Source organism: Luteibacter sp. 22Crub2.1, from assembly GCF_900167995.1.
GTDB classification, from domain to species: Bacteria; Pseudomonadota; Gammaproteobacteria; order Xanthomonadales; family Rhodanobacteraceae; genus Luteibacter; species Luteibacter mycovicinus.
In genome coordinates this window covers 54,872-75,770 of record NZ_FUYT01000006.1, presented here as the reverse complement: position 1 = coordinate 75,770, position 20,899 = coordinate 54,872, and the positions used below count along the sequence as shown (strand labels likewise).

The window sequence follows — 20,899 nt, the reverse complement described above, 5'->3', positions numbered from 1 at the left end:
TCAACCCCTCTTGCCGGACAGATCGACCGGCGGCAGCGGATACGGTTTGTCGCGCACCGTGATCCAGTCCAGGTAATCGGCGCGCATGCCGGGGTAGCCGATCATCTTCCACGCGGCCATGCCGCGGTTGCCGCCATAGCGGGGATCGGCGAAGTAGCCGTTCTTCACTTCGTTGAGGAAGTTGGTGAAGAACAGCTTGGACGAGATGTCCTCCAGCTTGAGCTTGCCGCTCTCGGCCGCCTTGAGCAGTTCTTCCTGCCGGGCGTGCTCGAGCTGGGCGAAGGTCTTGCCGTCGAAGGTCTTCCTGCAATGCGCGTCGATCGCGTTGAGGCCCACACGGATGATGTCGCGCAGCGTGAGGCGGCCCTGATAGCCGAACTCCGGCGGGGCTTCGAGGAAGGGACCCTGCATGTACCAGATGGCGCCATTGGCGTACGGCGTCTGCATGTGGCGGTCGAGAAACTCGGGCACGCCGGTCTCGACGGCACCGGGGCCGACGTCGTCACTGGGGATCAGCCGGTCGCAGATGGCGACCATGCAGGTCCATTCCACGTCCTTGAAGAAATTCGGTTTGTACCCGGCACCGCTCTCAGCGGTGGCGCCGTCACCTGGCTTGTGCGTGGCTGTCGCGGCGAGCGGGAGAGCGGCAGCGAGCGGGGCCATGGTCAGGCCAAGCAGGATACGGCGTCGCGATTGCAACGCGGCGTTGGTTTCGTCCGGTGAGGACATGGCTGGCTCCGGGGCGGCAGGCTGGCTTAAGACAATAGAAAAACCACCGACGGTCTTACTGTCGGTCGATATACTTCAGTTATGAACTAATGTGACACGTGCATGTTACAGGTGTCTTATCGACCGATGTCGTCATATCTGCATTGCGTTTTTTACAGGGGTGCCGTGCGCCGCTCTGTGTCCTTACCTGGGGACAAACCGAACATCCGCGAATGCTCCCGGGTGAACTGCGAAACACTTTCGTATCCCACGGCAAAGGCGGCACCGCTCGCCGACCTGCCCTCACCGGTCATGAGGCGACGCGCCTCGATCAGCCGCAGCTGTTTCTGAAACTGCTTCGGCGATAACGACGTCACCGCACGAAAATGCTGATGAAACGACGACGGACTCATATCGGCCCGATGATCGCCAGCCTGCTTTCAGCGGATAACCGCTGGGTGACGGCGCAGCGAATCGAGGTGTCGGGCGGTCAGGCGATATGAGCGATTCGCCCTAAGCGATACCTGGGAGGGTGGCGATGGCGTCCACCAGATAGTCGATCAGACGTCGCACGCGCGCGACGTCCGATCTCCCCGGAACCATCAACAGGTTGAGCGGCACGGCCACCGGGCGATGATCCGGCAGCACGGGGACCACCGTCCCTGTCACCAGCAGGTCGTCCACCATCCATCGGTGAGCCGACACGATGCCTCGCCCGGCCACGACAGCCGCTCGCGCAGCCAGACCGTGGTCGACACGCAGACGACCTGTGACCGGGATCGCGTGACGCACACCGTCCGGACCGTCGAGCAAGAGGACGTCGCTGCCGATCACGTTCGACATGCGGATGCTGTCATGCCCGATGAGATCGTCTGGCGATGCAGGTGTGCCGCGAGAGGCCAGGTAGGCGGGAGAGGCCACCAGCAAGCGCTGACTGGAGCCGAGCGCGCGCAGTTTCATCGAGCTGTCGTCGAGGGGCCCGAGGCGAATGGCGATATCCACGCCTTCCCGCACCAGATCGATCCGCTCATCGGTGAGCCCGAGTTCCACCTGGATATCGGGGTACCGATCCTGAAATGCGAAGATCAACGGCGTTATGTGGAGGATGCCCAGAGCGCTCGTCGTCGAGAGACGGACCGTACCTGCATTAGCGCCGCGGTGATCGCTGACTTCGTCGGCGGCCTGCTCGACCAGCCGCAGGATCTGCAGGGCTGAGGCGTAGAAGCGCGTGCCTTCGTCGGTCAGGGTCATGCGGCGCGTCGTCCGGCTGAGCAATGGTGCTCCCACAGCGGCCTCGAGTTCGCGCAGATGGCGCGTGACCGTCGACTGTCCCAGGCCGCTTTCGCGTGCCACCGCAGACAGGCTGCCTCGCTCCGCGACGCGCACGAAGGTGCGCATGCGTTCCAGCGTCAGATCGGATCTATCCATTTTTCGGCACTGAGTTATGCATCCATCCATATAGTGGATGGATCACGTGTTGGCTACCGTGAGGTCATTCGACATCCGGAGTCTTTATGAAGGTTTTGCTTGTTTTTGCTCATCCTGAGCCCCGCTCACTCAATGGTTCACTGCGCGATGTCGCCATCGCGGAGCTGCTGGCTCAGGGCCACGACGTGCGTCAGACCGATCTGTACGCTCAGCGGTGGAAAGCGGTGGTCGATCGCGATGACTTCCCTGCCCTCCGGAGTGACGACCGTCTGCATCCCGCACGTGCTTCGGCTGAAGCCTTTGCCTCGGGAACCCTGACCGATGACGTGCGCGAGGAACAGGAGAAGCTGCTCTGGGCCGACGCGGTGATTCTGCAGTTCCCCCTGTGGTGGTACACGATGCCGGCGATTCTCAAAGGATGGATCGATCGCGTGTACGCCTGTGGTTTCGCGTACGGCGTCGGCGAGCATAGCGACAGGCATTGGGGCGACCGTTTCGGCGAAGGCACGCTCGCGGGCAAGCGCGCCATGCTAGTCGTGACCGCCGGTGGCTGGGAGGAGCACTACGGGCCACGCGGGATCAACGGGCCTATCGATGACCTGCTCTTTCCGATCAACCACGGGGTACTGCACTACCCGGGGTTCGACGTCCTGCCGCCGTTCGTCGCTTACCGTCTGGATCGCATGGGCGAGGACGCGTTTCCCGCGATGGCCGAAGCGTTACGCGAGCGCATGCGCAATCTGGCGATCACGTCTCCGATTCCTTTCCGGCGACAGAATGGGGGCGACTACGAGATACCGAGCTTGCGTCTGCGTGACGGGCTTGGACAGGATACGGTCGGATTCGGACTTCATCAGGACACTGGCACGGCACCCTGTTGAAGCGGAGCCCATGGCTCGAAACCCGATGCTCGATCGTACGGACCGAGCACCGGGTTCCGTGGGTGTCGGTCAGACCCCTTCGACCATGAACACCCGGTAGTCCGCACCCTTGAACCGATGCGCGCGCGCCTCGGTGTACTTCGGACTCTTGTACCAGGCCAGCGCTTCGGCCTTCGTCGGGAAGCTTATGATGACCGCGCCCTCGACCTCGGGCCCCTCTAGCGTCTCGATCTCACCGTAGAACGCGTGCGGCGTAATGGGATGGTTCCCGCGCGCCTCACTGGCTTTCTCTGCGTAGATCTTCATCTCTTCCGGATCTTTCGTGCGATCGCGGGAAAACACGACATAAGTCGCCATAGTTCAGATCCTGATGGATGGGTGGACTTACCAGGGAAGCGTCTTGCCGAGGTAGGTGAAGCTACCTGTCGGACCGTTGGCATCGAGCAAGGCCATACCGACGCTGCTCTTCGCACCGGTCGGCACATCGATCTCGCCGTTGCCACCGTTCATCTCGGTCTGCACATAACCCGGATGCACCGCGTTGACCTTGATCGGCGTGTCGCGCAGTTCATAAGCAAGATGCACGGTCCACGAATTGATGGCGGTCTTCGACGCGTCGTACGCCGGCACCTTGAAGCTGTAGATCGGCGAGTTCGGATCGACGTGCAGCGTGATCGAGCCGAGCTGGCTGGAGACGTTGACGATACGCGCCGCCGGGGCTTTCCTGAGCAGCGGGAGGAAGGCATTGGTCACTTCGACCACCGCGAAGACGTTGGTGTCGAACGTCTCGCGCCACGCCTGGAGGGTCTGCTCGGACGGGGCCTTGCTCATGTCGTCGACGAGGATGCCTGCGTTATTCACCAGGATGTCGAGCTTGCCGTACTTGGCGGTGACTTCCGCCACGGCCTTCTTGATGCTCTCGCTGTCGGTCACATCGAGCGCGATCGGTTCGACGGTGAGGCCCTCGGCCTTGAGCTTGTCCGCCGCCGCCTTGGTACGACCGGCGTCGCGGCCAGCCAGCAGCGCGATCACACCTTCCTTCGCCAGCTGACGGACGGTTTCCTGACCGATGCCGCGGGTGGCGCCGGTGACGAGGGCGACTTTCTGCGTGGTGTTCATTCCAGATCCTTGCTCGGTGGGTTGGGAATATCGCTGCGTTCGACATGTGGATGGCCTGCCGGACTTAAAACCCGTCAGTTCAGATATTCCTCGAAAAAAATACTAGACGACCGGTCTAATGGCGTGTAGAGTTCTTCCCATGAGCCCAGCCACCGCCATCAACGAATCGTCCGACGTCCGCGCCAGGATCCTGGCCACGGGCCAGCGCATCATGGGCGGCAAGGGGTTCTCGGCGGTGGGCCTCAATGAAGTGTTGACGGCCGCCGGTGTGCCGAAGGGCTCGTTCTATCACTACTTCGGATCGAAGGACGCGTTCGGTGAGGCCTTGCTCGAGGACTACTTCGAGGACTACCTGGCCGACATGGATCGCACGCTGCGCCAGGCCGGCGGCCCGGTGGCGGCTCGTCTGGAGAACTACTTTCAGGCGTGGCGGGACAACCAGTCCTTCCACGACTGCCAGGGTAAGTGCCTTGCCGTGAAGCTGGGCGCCGAGGTGGCGGATCTGTCCGAAGTGATGCGCGCCTCGCTCAGGCGCGGTACCACGGGGATCATCCGCTACCTCGCCGAAGCGATCCAGGCCGGGGTGGCCGACGGCTCACTGTCGGTCGACGAGCCGGCGGCGGACGTGGCGCAGAGCCTCTACCAGCTCTGGCTGGGCGCCAGCGTCATGGTCAAGATCGTTCGCAACACCGAACCGTTCGACAAGGCGATGGCTACAACCCGCCAGGTTTTGAAGCTCCCGGCCTGAGGCCGGGAGGCGATACGGACGCTTCTTCGCGAAGCGTTTTTTTACCCCTAGTTACTAGACGACTGGTCTACTTTACTCAATCAATCAGGAGATTCCCATGAAAGTCCTCATCGTTCTGACCTCGCACGACCAGCTTGGCAACACCGGCCGCAAGACCGGCTTCTGGCTCGAAGAGCTCGCCGCGCCCTATTACACCTTCAAGGACGCCGGCGCCGAGATCGTTCTCGCCTCGCCCAAGGGCGGCCAGCCGCCGCTCGATCCGAAGAGCAACGAGCCGTCGTTCCAGACCGACGTCACCCGTCGCTTTGAAGCCGACGCCGCCGCCAACGCCCAGCTCGCCGCCACCGTCCGTCTCGACAGCGTCTCGCAGGCCGACTTCGACACCGTGTTCTATCCGGGCGGTCACGGCCCGCTGTGGGATCTGGCCGAGGACAAAAATTCGATCGCGCTGATCGAATCGTTCATCGAAGCGGGTAAGCCGGTCGCCCTCGTCTGCCATGCCCCGGGCGTGCTCCGCCACGTCAAGGCGTCGAACGGCAAGCCGCTGGTCGAGGGCAAACAGGTCACGGGCTTCACCAATACGGAAGAAGAAGGCGTTGGCCTCACCAATGTGGTGCCCTTCCTCGTCGAAGACGAACTGAAGACCAGGGGTGGCATCTACTCGAAGGGTCCGGACTGGGGTTCGTACGTCGTTACCGATGGCCTGCTGATCACGGGCCAGAACCCCGCGTCGTCGTCGGAAGCCGCCGCTGTGCTGATGAAGCAGCTGTCGGCATGAACATCTTCGACGGTCCGTATTACCTGAGCATCGCCGGCAAGCTCATCGAGACGAGCGATCGCTTCGACGTCATGAATCCGGCGACCGGGACGGTGCTGGCGCAGGCGCCCGCCGCCAGCGCCGCGCAGCTCGACGAAGCGATCGCCGCCGCGAAAGCGGCCTTCAGGATCTGGTCGGCCCTTGGCTACGAGCGGCGCCAGGTCTATCTCAACGCCTATGCCGATGCGCTCGAAGCCCACCGCGACGAGCTGGCCCGACTGCTCACCCTTGAGCAGGGCAAACCGCTCAAGACGATGGCGGAGCCGGAGGTCGACCAGTCGATCTCCTGGATCCGGCAGATCGCCGCGCGGCGCATTCCCGTCGAGATCGTGGAGGAGACCGACGACCACATCGTCGAGCTTCACCACACGCCGCTGGGCGTCGTCGGTGCGATCACACCGTGGAACTTCCCCGTGCTGCTCGCCTTGTGGAAGGTGGCGCCGGCACTGATCACCGGCAACACGATGGTGATCAAGCCCTCGCCGTTTACGCCGTTGTCCACACTGCGCTTCGGGCAGATCGCGCAGTCCGTGCTGCCACCCGGGGTGCTCTCGGTGGTTTCCGGCGGCAACGAGCTTGGCCCGCAGATGACCGCGCACCCGGACATCGCCAAGATCAGCTTCACCGGGTCCACCGAGACCGGCAAGCATGTGATCCGCTCCGCTGCCGGGACGATCAAGCGCCTCACACTCGAGATGGGTGGCAACGACGCGGCGATCGTGCTGCCCGATGCCGACTGGCGTTCGATCGTGCCCGCACTGTTCTGGGGCGCTGTCGGCAATTCGGGTCAGTGGTGTGTCGGCATCAAGCGCCTGTACGTCCACCGTTCGTTCCACGCGGACTTCGTCGACGCATTCGTGGCATACGCCAGGCGGCAGAAGCTCGGCGACGGGCTCGACCCCGAGGTTACCGTCGGCCCGGTGCAGAACAAGATGCAGTTCGACAAGGTCGTCACGTTCCTCGACGACATCAAGGCGAACGGTCAGAAGATCGTGCTCGGCGGCGAGATCGACCCGAACCGTCCCGGCTACTTCATCCCCGTGACCGTCGTCGACAACCCGCCGGAAGATTCGAAGATCGTGCAGGAAGAGCAGTTCGCTCCGATCGTGCCGATCATCGCCTACGACGACGTCGACGACGTGATCGAGCGTGCCAACGACAGTCCATTCGGTCTGGGCGGCTCCGTCTGGGGTCGCGACACCGCCGCGGCCGTCGCGGTGGCCAACCGCCTCGAGACGGGCATGGTCTGGGTCAACGAGATCCATACCCAGGGCGTCGACGTGCCCTTCGGCGGCCACAAGCAATCCGGCGTCGGCACCGAGCACGGCAGCGAAGGGCGCCAGCTCTTCACCAATCCGAAAACCATTCTGATCCGCAAGTAAGCGCCCAAGGAGAACCTCATGAAAACAGCATTCCGTCGCACCCGTTTCGCCGCCGCCCTGGCGATCTCCCTCTCCGTCTTCGGCGCCGGCGCCGTCACCGCCGCACCCGTGAAGAACATCGTCCTCGTCCATGGATTTTTCGCGGATGGCTCCGGCTGGAAAGCGGTCTCCGACATCCTGACCCGCGACGGCTACAAGGTTTCCATCGTGCAGGAGCCGGAAACCTCGCTCGCCGATGACGTCAAGGCGACGCTGGGCGTCGTCCACATGCAGGACGGTCCCAGCATCCTCGTCGGCCACAGCTACGGCGGTGCCGTGGTGACCGAAGCGGGCAACGATCCGCAGGTCGCCGGCCTGGTCTACATCGCCGCTTATCAGCCCGAGGCCGGCGAGAGCCTGGCTACGCTGACCGAGAAGAATCCCGGCGCGACCAAGGCGATCAAGAAGACGGCGGACAACTTCCTCTACATCGACCCCGCGCAGTTCCATGCCGACTTCGCCGCCGACGTGCCGGAGAAGGAAACCCGCTTCATGGCGGCCTCGCAGGTCATGCCTTCCGTCCAGGCTTTCACGGCACCCGTGTCGACCGCGGCGTGGAAGACCAAGCCAAGCTGGGCGCTGGTCGCCACGCTCGACCGAACGGTCAATCCGGATCTCGAGCGCTTCATGGCGAAGCGCGCGGGCAGCACCACGGTCGAGGTCACCTCCAGCCACGTCGCCTTTCTCTCGCATCCTGCCGACGTGGCGAAGTTGATCGAGCAGGCCGCCAGCAAGTCGGTCAAGTAAGCACCCATTACATAGAGGGCAATACCATGAGCAAGCAAATCGAAGGAAAGGTCGTCCTGATCACGGGCGCGAGCACGGGCATCGGTGCGGAAGTCGCGAAGCATCTCGCGGCCCGCGGTGCAAAAGTCGCGCTCGCGGCACGGCGTAAGTCGATGCTCGATGCCGTCGTGGCCGAGATCGTCGCGGCCGGTGGGCAAGCCGCGGCCTATACGCTGGACGTCACCGACAAGGCGCAGTTCGCCCAGGTCGTCGGCGCCGCGGTGGCCGACTTCGGCACGCTGGACGTCCTCATCAACAATGCCGGCCTGATGCCGATCCGTCCCATGTCCGAGGTCAACACCGACGAGTGGGACGCGATGATCGACGTCAATCTGAAGGGCACGCTGTACGGCATCGCCTCGGTGCTCCCGCTCTTCATCGAGCAGAAGCGCGGCCACATCATCAACCTGAGCTCGGTCGCCGGCGTGAAGGTCTTCGCGCCGGGCGGCACGGTCTACTCGGGTACCAAGTTCGCGGTCAGCGCGATCTCGGAAGGCCTTCGCCAGGAAGTGGGTGGTGATATCCGGGTGACCTGCATCGAACCGGGCGCGGTCGAGAGCGACCTCAAGCTCAGCACATCGGGCACCGCGAAGGACACCGTGCTGGATTTCTACAAGCAGGCGATTCCGGCGGCGTCGGTCGCACGGGCTATCGCGTTCGCGATCGAGCAGCCCGCCGACGTCGACATCAACAACATCGTGATCCGGCCGACGCAGCAGGTGTTCTGACCGGGGTGCCTCCGGCGCGGCATGACCTATGGGCCGGTCGTGACGAATGGGCCATGGCGCCCGGCGATGGCCGGCCTACCTTCCATGGATATATCCGAACCGAAGGAGGGATGCCGATGCGAGCCGCTTATCTGGGATTGCTGTTGCTCGCCGGGGCATCGACCGTCACGGCCCACGATGCGCTGCTGGAACAGGCACTCGCCCGCAAGGCCGTGCCCTTGGCCGATCTGCACGGCGTCATCCGTACGACCACGACGGTCAAGGGCGGCGACAAGCCCGAGCTGGATTCCGAATCCGTGGATCCGCGCAAGGAGCCGAAAAAGATCATGGCTTCCTACGACGAACTGCGGGACGTCATCGGTACCGATGCGCACGTGACGAAACAGGAGGCCGGGCGGACGACGTACGCGTTTACGACGACGCGTCTGCCGCGCGGCAATGTCCAGGCCGGGCATATCAACGTGAGCAGCGACGGCAAGGGCGACGACGAACGGTTCGATGGCGTGGTCACCGTGACGAAGGATGCCGGGGGGCGTCCTTATGTCGATCATCTCGATCTACGGTTACATGGAACGGCGGGCAACTTCATCGCGAAGGTGAAGAAGATCGACGTCAGTTATGCGTTTGCGCCGGCGGACGGCACGGACGCGATGCTGACGACGAGCTGCATGGTCGATGCGACGGTGCGGGCGTTGTTCTTCGTGCATCGTGAGGCGCATGCTGAGTCGGAGTGGGTGGCTTCGGCTGAGCACTGAGGTGGGTTGCTTTCGCCAGCAGGGCTGGCTCCTACAGAAGCATCGCCAATAGGATTGGCTCCCACCACAGTGGCTACTGCAGCAGCCGGTTGATTTCTTCGATGTCTTTCAGCTCGGCAGCGCCGACACTGCGCTTGAGCAGCAGTTTGTTGAGGATGAACTGGTGGCGTAGCGCGGTGTACTGCGTACGGATGTTCGCCAGCTGCGCGATCGCGACGACGACGTTGGTCAGGCTCTGGGTACCGATGTCGTAACCCGCGCGCATCGAAGCCAGCGCGTCGTTAGCCGACTTCACCGCATCGCGCGCATCGCTGACCTGTTCGATGCCCGCGGTGATCAGGTTGAAATAATTAGTGGCATCCCGCGCGGTCTGTCGGCGCAGCGACTCCAGGTCGTCCTGGTCCGCATCGCGCTGGTGTATCGCCTGTCGCACCTGCGACTGGGTCAGGCCGCCGCTGAACAGCGGCACGGCCAGCACCAGGCCAACCGTCGTACTGCCCGGGCCATAACCTGCGCCTCCACGAACCGTGTTCGACCACGCGCCGGCCTTGTCGTAGCCCACCGAGAAATTGAGCGTCGGCAGATGACCGCTGCGCGCCGCCGAGATCGAATGCTCATCGGCCGTCACCAGACGGCTCGCCGCGAGCACGTTCGGGTTCTGACGCATGGCTTCTTCGACCCACGCCTCGGCGTTGTTCGGCGTGGGTGTCTCCATCGGGAGGTCTTCACGCAGGCTCTTCAGCGTGCCGGGTGCCTTGCCGGTCAGCTGTTGCAGCGCGCGACGCGCATCCTTCAACGCGGACTCCGCGTCCACACGCGACGACTTGATGTAGAGGTAATAAGCCTTCGACTGGCTGAGGTCCGCCTGCGGCGCCAGCCCGTTCGCGAACTTGATGACGGCCTGGTCGTACTGCTGCTTGTAAGCGTCCTCGTACGACTGGAATACCTCGACCTGGTCCTGGTCGATCAGTACGTTGAAATACGCGGTGGTCGCGCGGACATAGAGGTCCTGCAGCTCCCCTTCGTACGTGGCGTCCTGCGATTCGGCGGTGAGCTTCGCCTGGCGTTCGCGCGAAAATTTCGACAGGTCGACCACCGTCTGGTCGAGCTGAAACGTCAGGTCACGCTGCCGGCTGTGGCCGCCCGTCGTTTCGGACGAGGTGCCGCCGTTGCCGGATTCCACACCGGCGTAACCGGGATGAAACTGCTGCAGCTCCAGTCCGGCGGACAGCTGGGGAAGCAGGGCCGACCGCGCCTGCGGCACACCCTCGGCCACCACCAGACGACGCGCATCGGCGCCCGCCAGGACGGGATCGTTGGCTACCGCTTCGCGATAGATGTCCAGCAGGTCTTCCGCGCCGGCGACCGCCGGCAGCGCGCCAGCCATGGACAGCAACGCCGCCAGACAGCCCGATAGATACCTTGTTTGCATGTCCGCCTCTAAGCACGCCGATTATCCGGGGCACGTTGCAAGCGATATGCCAGCACGTGCGGACGGACATGCGTGCCATCGCGGTAACGCTCAGGCGTTGTTTCTCAAGGGCAAAGGGCGGGTCGCAACATCCTTCGGGCGAAGGGATACCCGGTCTGGGCCGGCAAGGACCGTGTCCGCGGACGTTCCCGCGCGGACACCGGCGGTCACACCGCGAACGACCTGACGAGCCGTGGCGGCTCGTCAGGTCGGCTCGGTCAGAAGCTCCAGCGGAAGCCCAGGTTCACCGCGTCGCTGCGCTGATGCGTGGCGACGTCCGCGTTGTAGTACACGAACGTGCTGGCCTTCGGCGTGATGTCGAAGCTCACGCCCACGCCGGCCTGCCAGTGGTTGCGTACCGGTTGCGAGCCCTGGACCGAGAAGGTCTCGGCCGGTGCGTCCGCGAAGGCGTTGTTCACGGTGGTCGTATCGTCCCGGGTGTTGTGCAGGTAGCGGACCATCACGATCGGGTGCAACTTCGTGCCTTCCACGCCCAGGTCGACATCGCCGACGAGGCGGGCGCCGACGCCGTACTGCAGGCTGCTGGCGCTGGTCCTGCCGACGCGGAGATCAGCGTCACCGGCGTTCTTCTCGGTGAAGGCGTCGTACTTGACCTTCGCGTAGTACGCACCGACGAACGGCTCCAGGTGCATGGACTGGCCGAGCTGGAAGCGGTAGCCACCCTCCAGCGAGGCATTGGCGGTCTTGCCGTCATAGCTGCCGGTCGCCTGCGGCGTGAAGCTGCCCACCGCGATACGACGCGAGCTGTCCGCATTCTGCCAGCCGTACGACGCCAGGCCTTCCGCCCACCACTGCTTGTCGTTGAAGTAGAGCGCATGCAGGCCGATCGCCGCCTGATCGACATCGGTGTAATCGCCGCGACGATCCGCCTCGGTACGCGAGTTGGCGAAGTTGGCATGCACACCCAGGCGCAGGTCCGGCGTGACCGGCGCGTCCGTGCCGATGATGACGCCATGGATGCGGTAGTCGGTCTTTGCGACGTCGACGCTGTGGTCGAAGCTGCTGCTCGAGGTGTACGGTTCCGCCCAGACCGCCGGACCCGGCTCGCCGGTGTCACGCTGCAGCTTGAGACGATAAAACAGCGTGTCCTGATACTGGCTCTGCCCGGAGAGCTCGGCATTGGCCGCCGACGCGTACGTTTCACCGGTCAGCGAATCGAAGGCGCGGTAGACCTGCTCCGAGGTCAGACCACGCGCATTGCCCAGCAGGGTCGGCAGCGGGTCGCCCCCCGAGACAGCGATGCGCTGCAGTACCGAGGCCATGTCGCCCTGATTGGCGTTGAGGCCGGGGAACTGGTCGAAGCCGATACCGCCCGCGCCGAGACCGCTGCCCGCCTGGCTGTACGTCAGGACGAGGTCATTGCCTTCGGTCGCCAGATTCGTGTCGAGGAACGGGAAGGGACTGGTCGGCACGTTGCTGTACGCGCCGTTGATGCCGTTGGTCGTCCGCAGGATCGTGAAGCGGCTCACCGGCCTGAAGGTGGTGCTCGTCGGCGTGACCGCCAACGTGCCGCCAACGGTGGCCGCGCCATTGACGTTGATGGTGTCGCTCGTATTGCCGGTGCCCGTGCGGATCTGCGTGGTGGAACCGTTGCCAAGCGTCAGGTCGCCCGTCGTGAGCACGGTACCCGGCGCCCCGGTGCCGCCGGCCGCGCCGGTCGCACCCGGAATGCCGCTCGGCGCGATCGTGCCATCGACCACCACGGGGCCCGTCACCGTACCGCCGCCGACGATGCCGCCGCCGGGGGTCACGGTCGCCGGTCCGCCCAGCGTGCCACTGACTACGATGTTGCCGCCGACGGTGGTGCCACCCGGGAAGGTCGCGGTCGTACCGCTGGCGATCGTGAGCGTGCCGGCACCGACGTTGAGGTTGTCGATGTGGGTGATCGAGCCGCCCGGCAAGCTGGCCTCGCCGCTACCCGTGATGTTGACCGTACTACCCGGCCCCGTCCCGTTGACCGTACCCGTGACACCCGGCAGCTGGCCGTAGGAGATATCGATCGTGCTGTTGCCACCCAGGTTGACGGTGCCGGCGATCGGGCCGGTCACCGTGACGACGTTGCCGGTACCGTCGAGACTGGCCGTGCCGTCCGAGCCGACGGCGACGCCACCGGTGTACGGGTTGCTGGCATTGAGGATGCCGCCATTGACCGTCAGACCACCGGTGAAACCGGCCAGCGATCCGCCAAGATTGAGGGTACCGGTGCCCTCCTTGTCGAGGCCGCCGGTGCCGCTGAGCGTGCCGTTCAAGGTGAGGTCGGCGGGACCCTGCACGGTCACGCCGTTTCCACCGACCGTGACGTCGTTGCCGAGCGTTACCGCGGTACTCGCTTCAAGAGCGGCGCCGTCGATGTCGAGACCGCCCGTACCCAGCGCGGTGTCGCTGCCGACGACGAGCGTGCCGCCGTCGACCGTGGTGCCGCCGGTGTAGCTGTTGTTGCCGTTCACGGCCAGACGGATCACGCCGTGCTTGATCAGGCTACCGGCGCCGGAGATCGCACCGTTGAGCGTCAGTTTGTTGCTGCCCGGCAGGGTCAGTGCGGCGTTGAGTGCGAGGTCGTTCGCCAGCGTGGTGGCTGCCGTCGCATCCAGCGTGGTCGCGCCGTTGACGGTCAGCGCGCCCGTGCCCAGCGCCGCGTCGTTGCCGACGCTCAGGCCACCGGCGTTGAGGGTCACGCCGCCACTGAAGGTGTTGGCGGCGCTGAGGGTGAGCGTGCCCGTGCCGTCTTTCACCAGCCCGCCCGTACCGTTGACCGTGCCATTGACGAGCGAGTCCGCAGCACCGGCGAGCGTAAGCAGGTTGCCACCGAGACCGACCGTGCTGCCCGCCACCGCGTCGAGGGAAGCGATCGTCTGGTCGCCGCCCGCCGAGATGTCGAACGTGCCGGTACCGGCCAGAGTCACCGCGCCGGTGGGAGACAGGCTGCCACCGGCGCCGATCGCCAGCGTGCCTCCGTTGATCGTCGTGCCTCCGGTGTAGCTACTGGCGCCCGTAAGCGTCAGCGTCGCGGCGCCGTTCTTGGTCAGGCTCCCCGCACCCGATATCGCGCCGCCAAGCGTCAGGTCGTTGCTGCCGGGCACGGTCAGGCCGGCGTTGAGTGCGATGTCGTTCGCCAGCGTGACCGGCGAGCTGGCGTCCAGTGTTCCCGCACCGGCCACCGTCAGCACGCCCGTGCCGAGGGCGGCGTTATCGCCGACCACGAGACCGCCCGCGTTGAGGGTGACACCGCCGCTGAAGGTATTCGCGCCGGCCAGCGTCTGCGACCCCGGGCCGTCCTTGATCAGGGCGCCCGCGCCCGAGATGACGCCGTCATAGGTGCCGTTGCCGACGCCGTTGAGTGTCAGCGTGTTGCCGCCGAGCGTGACGGCGCTGCCGGCAACGCCGTTGAGTACGCCGATCGCCTGATTGCCGCCGGTCGAGATATCGAAACCTGTGCCTGCCGCCGTGAGCGTCACGGCGCCCGTGGGCGACAGGCTGCCACCCGCGCCGATGGCGAGGATCCCCGCATTGATCGTGGTACCGCCGGTATACGTGTTCGTACCCGTCAGCGTTTCGATGCCGGTGCCTTCCTTGATCAGCCCACCGGTGCCGCCGATGCTGCCGCTGAACGTGCCGCCCGTGGGGCCGCCGACCACCAGCGAGTTGCCGCCGAGGTTGACGGTACCGTCGCCGACCAGCGTGCCGAAGCTCTGCGTGCCGTTGCCGGCCGAGAGATCGAACGTGGCGCCGGTGGCGAGATTCACCGTGCCGCTGCTCAGCAGGCTCGCACCCGCACCCAGCGCCAGCGTGCCGGCGTTGATGAAGGTGCCGCCCGAGTATGTGTTCGTGCCGTTCAGCGTGAGCGTCGCCGCGCCGTCCTTGGTCAGACCGCCGGCACCCGAGATGGCACCGTTGAGCGTGAGGTCGTTGGTGCCCAGCACTGCGAGCCCGGCGTTGAGGATCACGTCGTTCGCGAGCGTGGTGGCGACCGACGCATCGAGGGTCGATGCACCGCCCACGGTCAGCGCCCCCGTGCCCAGCGCGGCGTCGTTGCCGACGACCAGGCCGCCCGCGTTGAGCGTCACGCCGCCGGTGAACGCGCTCGCACCATTGAGCGTCTGCACGCCCGCGCCGTTCTTCACCAGGCCGCCACTGCCACCGATGCTGCCGTTGAAGGTCGCATCCGTCGCACCGCCGAGCGCCAGCGCGTTGCCGCCGAGCGACACCGCGCTTCCCGCGACGCCGGTAAGCGAACCGATCGACTGGTTGCCGGCCGCCGAAATATCGAACGTACCCGTGCCAGCCAGATTCACCGCACCGGTCGACGCAAGGCTGCCACCGGCGCCGATGGCCAGCGTGCCCGAGTTGATGGTCGTGCCGCCGGTGAAGGTGTTTGCGCCCGTCAGGGTCAGCGTCGAGGCGCCGTCCTTGATGATGCCGCCCGCACCCGACACCGCACCGCTCAGCGTCAGCGCGTTGCTGCTCAGCAGATCGAGGTTCACGCCGGACGCGAGGGTGATGCTGTTGCCGACATTGAGGGCGGCCGTCGTGTCGAGCGACGCATTGCCGCCGACCGACAGGGCACCGGTGCCGAGCGCATTGTCGTTACCCAGCACCAGGCCTCCCGCATTGAGCGCGACGCCGCCACTGAAGGCGCTCGCGCCGCCGAGCGCCTGGATGCCCGCACCGTTCTTGATGACGCTGCCGGTGCCCGCGATGAGACCGTCGTACACGCTGTTGCCGACACCACCCAGGGTGAGCGCATTGCCACCCAGCGTCACCGTGCTGCCCGCGACGCCGTTGAGCAGACCGATGGCCTGGTTACCGCCCGCCGACATGTCGAATCCCGTACCCGGCGCCGCGAGATTCACCGCACCGGTAGCAGCCAGGCTGCCGCCTGCACCGATCGCCAGCGTGCCGGCGTTGATCAGCGTGCCTCCGGTGAACGTGTTGGTACCAGTGAGGGTTTCGGTGCCGGTGCCTTCCTTGATCAGACCGCCGGTGCCCGCGATCGAACCGGCGAAGACGCCGTTGGTCGGGCCCCCGACGGTCAGCGAGTTCGCACCGAGGTTGACGGTACCGCCGCCGGTGAGCGTGCCGAACGTCTGCGTGCCGTTGCCTGCCGAGAGATCGAACGTGGCGCCCGTCGCCAGATTGACGATGCCGGTGCTCGCCAGGCTGGCGCCCGCACCGAGCGCCAGCGTGCCGGCGTTGATGTTGGTGCCGCCGGTGTACGCGTTGCTGCCGTTCAACGTCAGGAGTGCCGCGCCGTCCTTGGTCAGGCCGCCGGTGCCCGCGATGTTGCCGTTGAGGGTGAGTGCGTTGCTGCCGAGCACGGTGAGGCCGGCGTTGAGCGCGATCGCATTGGCCAGGGCGACCGGGCCGCTCGCATCGAGCGTGGTCGCGCCGCCGATGGTCAGCGTGCCGCTGCCGAGCGCCGCATCGTTTCCGACGATCAGGCCACCGGCGTTGACGGTCAGGCCGCCGCCGAAGGTGCTGGCACCGCCGAGCGTCTGCACGCCCGCGCCCGCCTTGATCAGTGCGCCGTTACCGGTGAGCGAGCCGTTGAAGATCTGGTCGGTCCCGTTACCGAACGTAAGTGCGTTACCGCCGAGCGCGATCGTCGTGCCGGCCGTGCCGGACAGCGCGCCGATGGTCTGATTGCCCGCGCCTGAGATGTCGAAGCCGGCTCCCGCATTGGCCAGCGTGACGCCACCGGTCGCGGCGAGGCTGCCACCTGCGCCGAGCGCGAGTGTGCCCGCGTTGATCGTCGTACCGCCGGTGTACGTGTTTGCGCCGGACAGCGTCAGCGTCGCGGCGCCGTTCTTGGTCAGGGCGCCCGCGCCCGACAATGCGCCAGCCAGCGTGAGTGCCTGGCTGCCCTGCACGCTCAGGCTCGCACCGGCGGCGAGGCCGACGTTGTTGAGGACGTTGATCGGCGCACTCGCATCGAGCGACGCATCGGCACCCACGTTCAGCGCGCCGGTACCGAGCGCACCGCTGTTGCCGAGCAGCAGCCCGCCACCGTTGAGGTTCACACCGCCGCTGAAGGTATTGGCACCACCCAGAGTGAGCACCGATGTCCCATTCTTGGTCAGGCTTCCCGTGCCTGACACCGTGCCGCCCAGAGCGAGATCCTGGCTGCCGAGAACGCTGAGTGCACTGCCCGCACCGAGGTTGACCGCATTGCCGAGGCTGATCGCGGCGCTGTTATCCAGCGACACCGCGCCGCCGATGTTCAGCGCGCCCGTACCGATGGCGCCACTGTTGCCGAGCACGAGACCGCCCGTATTCACGGTTAGTCCGCCGCTGAAGGTATTCGCACCATTCAGCGTGAGCACCGACGCCCCGTTCTTGATCAGGCTGCCCGCACCGGCCACCGCACCGTTGAGCGTGACCGCCTGGCTGCCGACGAGCGTGAGCGCGGTGCCTGCACCGAGGTTCACGGCATTGCCGAGGTTGAGCGCCGTCGTGCTGTCGAGCGACCCGGTGCCGCCGACGTTGAGCGCACCGGTGCCGAGTGCGCCCGCGTTGCCCAGCAGCAGGCTGCCGGCATTGAGGTTCACGCCACCGGTAAAGGTGTTCGCGCCGTTGAGGGTCAGCTGTGACCCGCCGTTCTTGATCAGACCGCCGGCACCCGTGACGACACCGCCCAGTACGAGATTCTGCGCACCGGGCAGGACGAGCGATCCACCCGCGAGGTTGACGTTGTTGGCAAGGTTCAGCGCCGCCGTACCGTCGAGCGTGCTGGCACCGTTGACCGTGAGGTCACCCGTGCCCAGCGCGCCGCTGTTGCCGAGCAGCAGGCCACCGGCATTGAGGCTCACGCCACCGGTGAAGGTGTTCGCGCCGCTGAGGGTCTGAATACCCGCGGCCGCCTTGACCAGCGAACCCGTACCGCCGATGACGCCGGCGTAAGTCTGGTTGGTCGCGTCGCCGAAGGTCAGCGCGTTGCCACCCAGCGAAATCGTGGTGCCGGGCACACCCGACAGCGCGCCGATCGTCTGGTTGCCTGCCGCCGCGATGTCGAAGCTCGCGCCGGTTCCGCTCAGATTCACCGCGCCCGTCGCGGCGAGCGAGGCACCGGCACCAAGCGCCACGGTGCCCGCGCCGATGTTGAGGCCGCCGGTGAAGGTGTTCGCACCGCCGAGCGTCAGCGTCGTGGACGCGCCGCTCTTGATCAGGCTCCCCGCGCCGGTGATCGGACCGTTGAAGGTCAGCGGCTGGCCGCCGAGCACGTTCAACGCGGCACCGGATGCCAGATTCACCCCGTTGGCGAGAGTCAGCGCAACGTTGTTGCCATCGATCGTGGTCGATGCCGCGACGTTGAGCGCGCCCGTGCCGAGTGCGCTGTCGTTGCCGAGCAACAACGCGCCACCATTGACGGTGAGGCCGCCGCTGAACGTGTTCGCCCCAGTCAACGTGAGCGATGACGCGCCGGTCTTCACCACGTTGCCGGTGCCGGCGATGACGCCGCCGAAAGCAAGCGGCTGCCCGCCGAGCAGGTTGAGCGTGCCGCCCGTACCGAGGTTCACGTTGTTGGCCAGCGCGAGCGGTGCCGTGCCGTCGAGCGTGACGTTCGCGCCGACGCCAAGCGCGCCGGTACCAAGCGCGCCGTTGTTGCCGAGCAGCAGGCCACCGCCATTGAGCGCGACACCACCGTTGAAGGTGTTCGCGCCGGAAAGCGTCTGCACGCCGGTGCCGACCTTGACGATGCCGCCGGTGCCGGTGATCAGGCCCGCGTAACTCGTGCTGGTGTTGAGCCCGCCGGTCGTGAGCGTCGTCGCGCCGAGGTTGACGGTGCCACCGAGGCCGGCCAGCGAGCCGATCGTCTGGCTGGCACCCGCGGAGAGATCGAGCGTGCCGCCCGGCGACAGCGTGATCACCTGCGTCGGCATCAACATGCCGCCCGCACCGACGGCGAGCGAGCCGCCAGTGATCGAGAACGTGCCAGAGAGTGTATTGACGGCACCGAGCGTGAGCACACCCGTGCCCGCCTTGGTTACGTTGCCCGCGCCGGACAGGGCGCCGTTGAGGGTCAGGTTCTGCGTTCCGTTGATGGTGAGCGTGTTGCCGGCGCCTACCGCGATAGCGTTGCCGCTCGAAAGCGTGGTCGCATTCAGGGCGGTGATCGTCGTGGCGGCGCCCGTCACGTTGACCGCGCCGGTACCCAGCGCACCGTTACCCGAAAGCAGCAGACTGCCCGCGGCGAGCGTGGTACCGCCTGTCCACGTGTTGCCGGCCGCCAGCGTCAGGGCGCCTGTGCCCGTCTTCGTCAGAGGACCCGAGCCCGACACGGCACCGCTCAGACCGAGATTGTTCGTACCGGCGACGATAAGGCCCGTACCGGCCTGAATATTGAATGCCGTGGTAACGCCGAGCCCGTTCGTCGCGGCCTGGATAGTGCCGCCCGAGACGTTCGCGCTGTCGCCCAGATTGGCGGGATCGGCGAGGATCGCCGTACCCCCCGTCATGGTGGTTGCGTTGGCCAGGCGGCCGGAGAGGTTCCAGGTGCCGCTGCTGATCGCCAGATTTTCGAAGTTGATGTACTGCGCCGCCGAAGCGCTGCTGGTGCCGTTACCCGCCGCGCTCTTCAGCGTCAGCGTGTCCGTGCCCGTGCCGCCATCGACGATGCCGGCGGCGGCGAAGTTGAGCACCCCCACGCCAAGCAGATCGCCGATGGATGCGGCCACGCCCGTACCCGTGCTGCTGACGACGGACCCCGTATCGGCAACGAAGGTGTCGTTGCCCTGGCCCATGTAGACGCTGCCGGTGATGGTGCCATTGTTGGTCAGGGAGTTGCTGGTGCCATGCAGACTGATGCGGCCCTGCACCGTGCCCGTCGCACCGTTGGTCATGACGGTGTTGCCCAGGCCGGACGCGACGATCGCAGGTGCGTCGGCGGCAAGCACCGCCACGCCGACGAGGGGCTTGCCACCGATAAAGCCGTTGTTGGTAAGCGTCGTCGTGCCACCCGCGCCATTGCGGATGTCGAGCGCCACGCCACCGAGATCGCCGATCGTGACCGACGCCAGGCCGATGGTGCCGTACAGGCTGGCGCCCGCGTTGTTCGTGATGACGTGGTTGCTCGCGTTCGCATTACCGACGACCGTGCCTTCCGACAGCAATGTCAGAAGACCCAGCAGCGAGGGGTCGATGCTTCCCGAGTTATTGAGGGTGACGTTGTTACCCGACAAAGTCATCGCCGTACCGAGGCCGAGTGCCGATGCGATGCGCCCGTCGCTCGTGACGTTAACGGTGAGGTTGTTCGCGTTCGTGCTGAAAGGGTTGCCGACCAGCGTTCCGCCGGAACAGGTGATGGTCGAGCCGTTGGCCGGAGCGATGGGTGCACAGTCGGCGATGGCCTGCTGGCTGACGAGACCGAACAGGGTCGAGGCAAAGGTGAGGTAGATACCCCTGCTCAGCGACGTGCGGCGGATGTTTCCCATGTGACGCTTGCTCATAACGCTCCCCGGTCCGCACGGCGTGTTCCCTGACCGGGAAATATCGGCCGCACTTCAGCCGCGGCGCCGGAAAATCCGTGCCGCAAATAGACGTCTGATTGGTGACGCCGATGAGCCTGACGGAATCAGGCCCTTGGTATTCGGCGCAAGCCTAAGCGAGGGTCGTGAGGGGTCTATGCACAAATCTGGCGATGCATTTCCGCGACCTTTCCAGAAAGCGAAAACGTCGCTCGCGGAATTCGTGCACATCTACAAATACGGCATGAAAAGACGACCTGATGTCGTCAGAAACCAGGTAGAGATACTTAAGGAATCTCAGTGTTCACGCCATTTCCGTATTTCATCGTGGCGATTTAACAAACGTCTCGACGGCCCTGCGGCGATCTCTTGACGCGTGGACCGCGAATGCACCGTTGCCGAATATCACTTGCGATTTCGCCCATCATTTTCTTCGCGCGCCGAATGTGCATAGGCATTAGCGGCAAGCGAAGCGTTTTATCGTCGTTCCGCCCCGTCCGCCGACGGCAGAAACCGCACGATGCATGTCGATTCTCCAAGCCAGCGGACAGGGCG

At 65.5% G+C, this 20,899-nt stretch carries 14 protein-coding genes; 7 read left to right on the top strand and 7 right to left on the bottom strand.

Features of this window, described 5'->3' with window-relative positions; translation table 11 throughout:
* The 3 genes from B5X73_RS07570 to B5X73_RS07555 all read right to left on the bottom strand — a co-directional run bounded on the left by B5X73_RS07570 (position 1) and on the right by B5X73_RS07555 (position 2,136).
* Positions 1-729 carry a gluconate 2-dehydrogenase subunit 3 family protein gene (locus B5X73_RS07570; protein ID WP_079521179.1) on the bottom strand — a complete coding sequence of 243 codons (729 nt, stop codon included), beginning with the start codon at positions 727-729 and terminating at the stop codon, positions 1-3.
* Between the two features lie 152 nt (positions 730-881).
* On the bottom strand, positions 882-1,121 hold the full coding sequence (locus B5X73_RS07565; protein WP_217699748.1) for a helix-turn-helix domain-containing protein: 240 nt from the start codon (positions 1,119-1,121) through the stop codon (positions 882-884).
* Between the two features lie 100 nt (positions 1,122-1,221).
* Positions 1,222-2,136 carry a LysR family transcriptional regulator gene (locus B5X73_RS07555; RefSeq protein ID WP_079521178.1) on the bottom strand — a complete coding sequence of 305 codons (915 nt, stop codon included), beginning with the start codon at positions 2,134-2,136 and terminating at the stop codon, positions 1,222-1,224.
* An 86-nt stretch (positions 2,137-2,222) separates the two neighbouring features.
* Here B5X73_RS07555 and B5X73_RS07550 point away from each other — a divergent pair, with 86 nt between their 5' ends.
* Positions 2,223-3,017 carry an NAD(P)H-dependent oxidoreductase gene (locus tag B5X73_RS07550; RefSeq protein WP_036109148.1) on the top strand — a complete coding sequence of 265 codons (795 nt, stop codon included), beginning with the start codon at positions 2,223-2,225 and terminating at the stop codon, positions 3,015-3,017.
* A gap of 69 nt (positions 3,018-3,086) precedes the next feature.
* On the opposite strand, the gene B5X73_RS07545 is transcribed toward B5X73_RS07550, so the two are convergent.
* Entirely contained in the window at positions 3,087-3,374 is a 288-nt protein-coding gene (locus B5X73_RS07545) for a DUF1330 domain-containing protein (RefSeq protein ID WP_079521177.1), read from the bottom strand.
* 27 nt (positions 3,375-3,401) lie between these two features.
* Positions 3,402-4,136, bottom strand: a complete 735-nt coding sequence (locus B5X73_RS07540; protein WP_079521176.1) for an SDR family oxidoreductase — start codon at positions 4,134-4,136, stop codon at positions 3,402-3,404.
* Positions 4,137-4,275: 139 nt separating this feature from the next.
* Here B5X73_RS07540 and B5X73_RS07535 point away from each other — a divergent pair, with 139 nt between their 5' ends.
* The 6 genes from B5X73_RS07535 (at position 4,276) to B5X73_RS07510 (ending at position 9,391) form a co-directional block, all read left to right on the top strand.
* The gene (locus B5X73_RS07535; protein WP_079521175.1) at positions 4,276-4,884 is read left to right on the top strand and encodes a TetR/AcrR family transcriptional regulator; all 609 of its coding nucleotides are present in this window, start codon (positions 4,276-4,278) and stop codon (positions 4,882-4,884) included.
* A gap of 97 nt (positions 4,885-4,981) precedes the next feature.
* The gene (locus B5X73_RS07530) at positions 4,982-5,662 is read left to right on the top strand and encodes a type 1 glutamine amidotransferase domain-containing protein (RefSeq protein ID WP_079521174.1); all 681 of its coding nucleotides are present in this window, start codon (positions 4,982-4,984) and stop codon (positions 5,660-5,662) included.
* Entirely contained in the window at positions 5,659-7,083 is a 1,425-nt protein-coding gene (locus B5X73_RS07525; protein ID WP_079521173.1) for an aldehyde dehydrogenase family protein, read from the top strand. Before B5X73_RS07530 ends, B5X73_RS07525 begins: the two co-directional genes overlap by 4 nt.
* An 18-nt stretch (positions 7,084-7,101) precedes the next feature.
* Positions 7,102-7,869: an alpha/beta hydrolase gene (locus tag B5X73_RS07520; protein ID WP_079521172.1), complete on the top strand. Its 768-nt coding sequence runs from the start codon at positions 7,102-7,104 to the stop codon at positions 7,867-7,869.
* 26 nt (positions 7,870-7,895) lie between these two features.
* On the top strand, positions 7,896-8,636 hold the full coding sequence (locus B5X73_RS07515) for an SDR family oxidoreductase (protein WP_079521171.1): 741 nt from the start codon (positions 7,896-7,898) through the stop codon (positions 8,634-8,636).
* Between the two features lie 116 nt (positions 8,637-8,752).
* Positions 8,753-9,391, top strand: coding sequence for a hypothetical protein (locus B5X73_RS07510; RefSeq protein ID WP_079521170.1), 639 nt, complete (start codon positions 8,753-8,755; stop codon positions 9,389-9,391).
* 73 nt (positions 9,392-9,464) lie between these two features.
* On the opposite strand, the gene B5X73_RS07505 is transcribed toward B5X73_RS07510, so the two are convergent.
* Positions 9,465-10,823, bottom strand: a complete 1,359-nt coding sequence (locus B5X73_RS07505; protein WP_079521169.1) for a TolC family outer membrane protein — start codon at positions 10,821-10,823, stop codon at positions 9,465-9,467.
* 257 nt (positions 10,824-11,080) lie between these two features.
* Positions 11,081-20,326, bottom strand: a complete 9,246-nt coding sequence (locus B5X73_RS07500) for an autotransporter-associated beta strand repeat-containing protein (RefSeq protein WP_079521168.1) — start codon at positions 20,324-20,326, stop codon at positions 11,081-11,083.
* Positions 20,327-20,899: the final 573 nt, after the last annotated feature.

What these genes read in the sequence shown, in the direction of transcription:
- B5X73_RS07555 (WP_079521178.1), bottom strand. Translation starts at nt 2,136, where the DNA reads ATGGATAGATCCGATCTGACGCTGGAACGCATGCGCACCTTCGTGCGC.
- B5X73_RS07550 (WP_036109148.1), top strand. Translation starts at nt 2,223, where the DNA reads ATGAAGGTTTTGCTTGTTTTTGCTCATCCTGAGCCCCGCTCACTCAAT.
- B5X73_RS07540 (WP_079521176.1), bottom strand. Translation starts at nt 4,136, where the DNA reads ATGAACACCACGCAGAAAGTCGCCCTCGTCACCGGCGCCACCCGCGGC.
- B5X73_RS07505 (WP_079521169.1), bottom strand. Translation starts at nt 10,823, where the DNA reads ATGCAAACAAGGTATCTATCGGGCTGTCTGGCGGCGTTGCTGTCCATG.
- B5X73_RS07565 (WP_217699748.1), bottom strand. Translation starts at nt 1,121, where the DNA reads ATGAGTCCGTCGTCGTTTCATCAGCATTTTCGTGCGGTGACGTCGTTA.
- B5X73_RS07525 (WP_079521173.1), top strand. Translation starts at nt 5,659, where the DNA reads ATGAACATCTTCGACGGTCCGTATTACCTGAGCATCGCCGGCAAGCTC.
- B5X73_RS07500 (WP_079521168.1), bottom strand. Translation starts at nt 20,326, where the DNA reads ATGAGCAAGCGTCACATGGGAAACATCCGCCGCACGTCGCTGAGCAGG.
- B5X73_RS07520 (WP_079521172.1), top strand. Translation starts at nt 7,102, where the DNA reads ATGAAAACAGCATTCCGTCGCACCCGTTTCGCCGCCGCCCTGGCGATC.
- B5X73_RS07535 (WP_079521175.1), top strand. Translation starts at nt 4,276, where the DNA reads ATGAGCCCAGCCACCGCCATCAACGAATCGTCCGACGTCCGCGCCAGG.
- B5X73_RS07515 (WP_079521171.1), top strand. Translation starts at nt 7,896, where the DNA reads ATGAGCAAGCAAATCGAAGGAAAGGTCGTCCTGATCACGGGCGCGAGC.
- B5X73_RS07530 (WP_079521174.1), top strand. Translation starts at nt 4,982, where the DNA reads ATGAAAGTCCTCATCGTTCTGACCTCGCACGACCAGCTTGGCAACACC.
- B5X73_RS07545 (WP_079521177.1), bottom strand. Translation starts at nt 3,374, where the DNA reads ATGGCGACTTATGTCGTGTTTTCCCGCGATCGCACGAAAGATCCGGAA.
- B5X73_RS07510 (WP_079521170.1), top strand. Translation starts at nt 8,753, where the DNA reads ATGCGAGCCGCTTATCTGGGATTGCTGTTGCTCGCCGGGGCATCGACC.
- B5X73_RS07570 (WP_079521179.1), bottom strand. Translation starts at nt 729, where the DNA reads ATGTCCTCACCGGACGAAACCAACGCCGCGTTGCAATCGCGACGCCGT.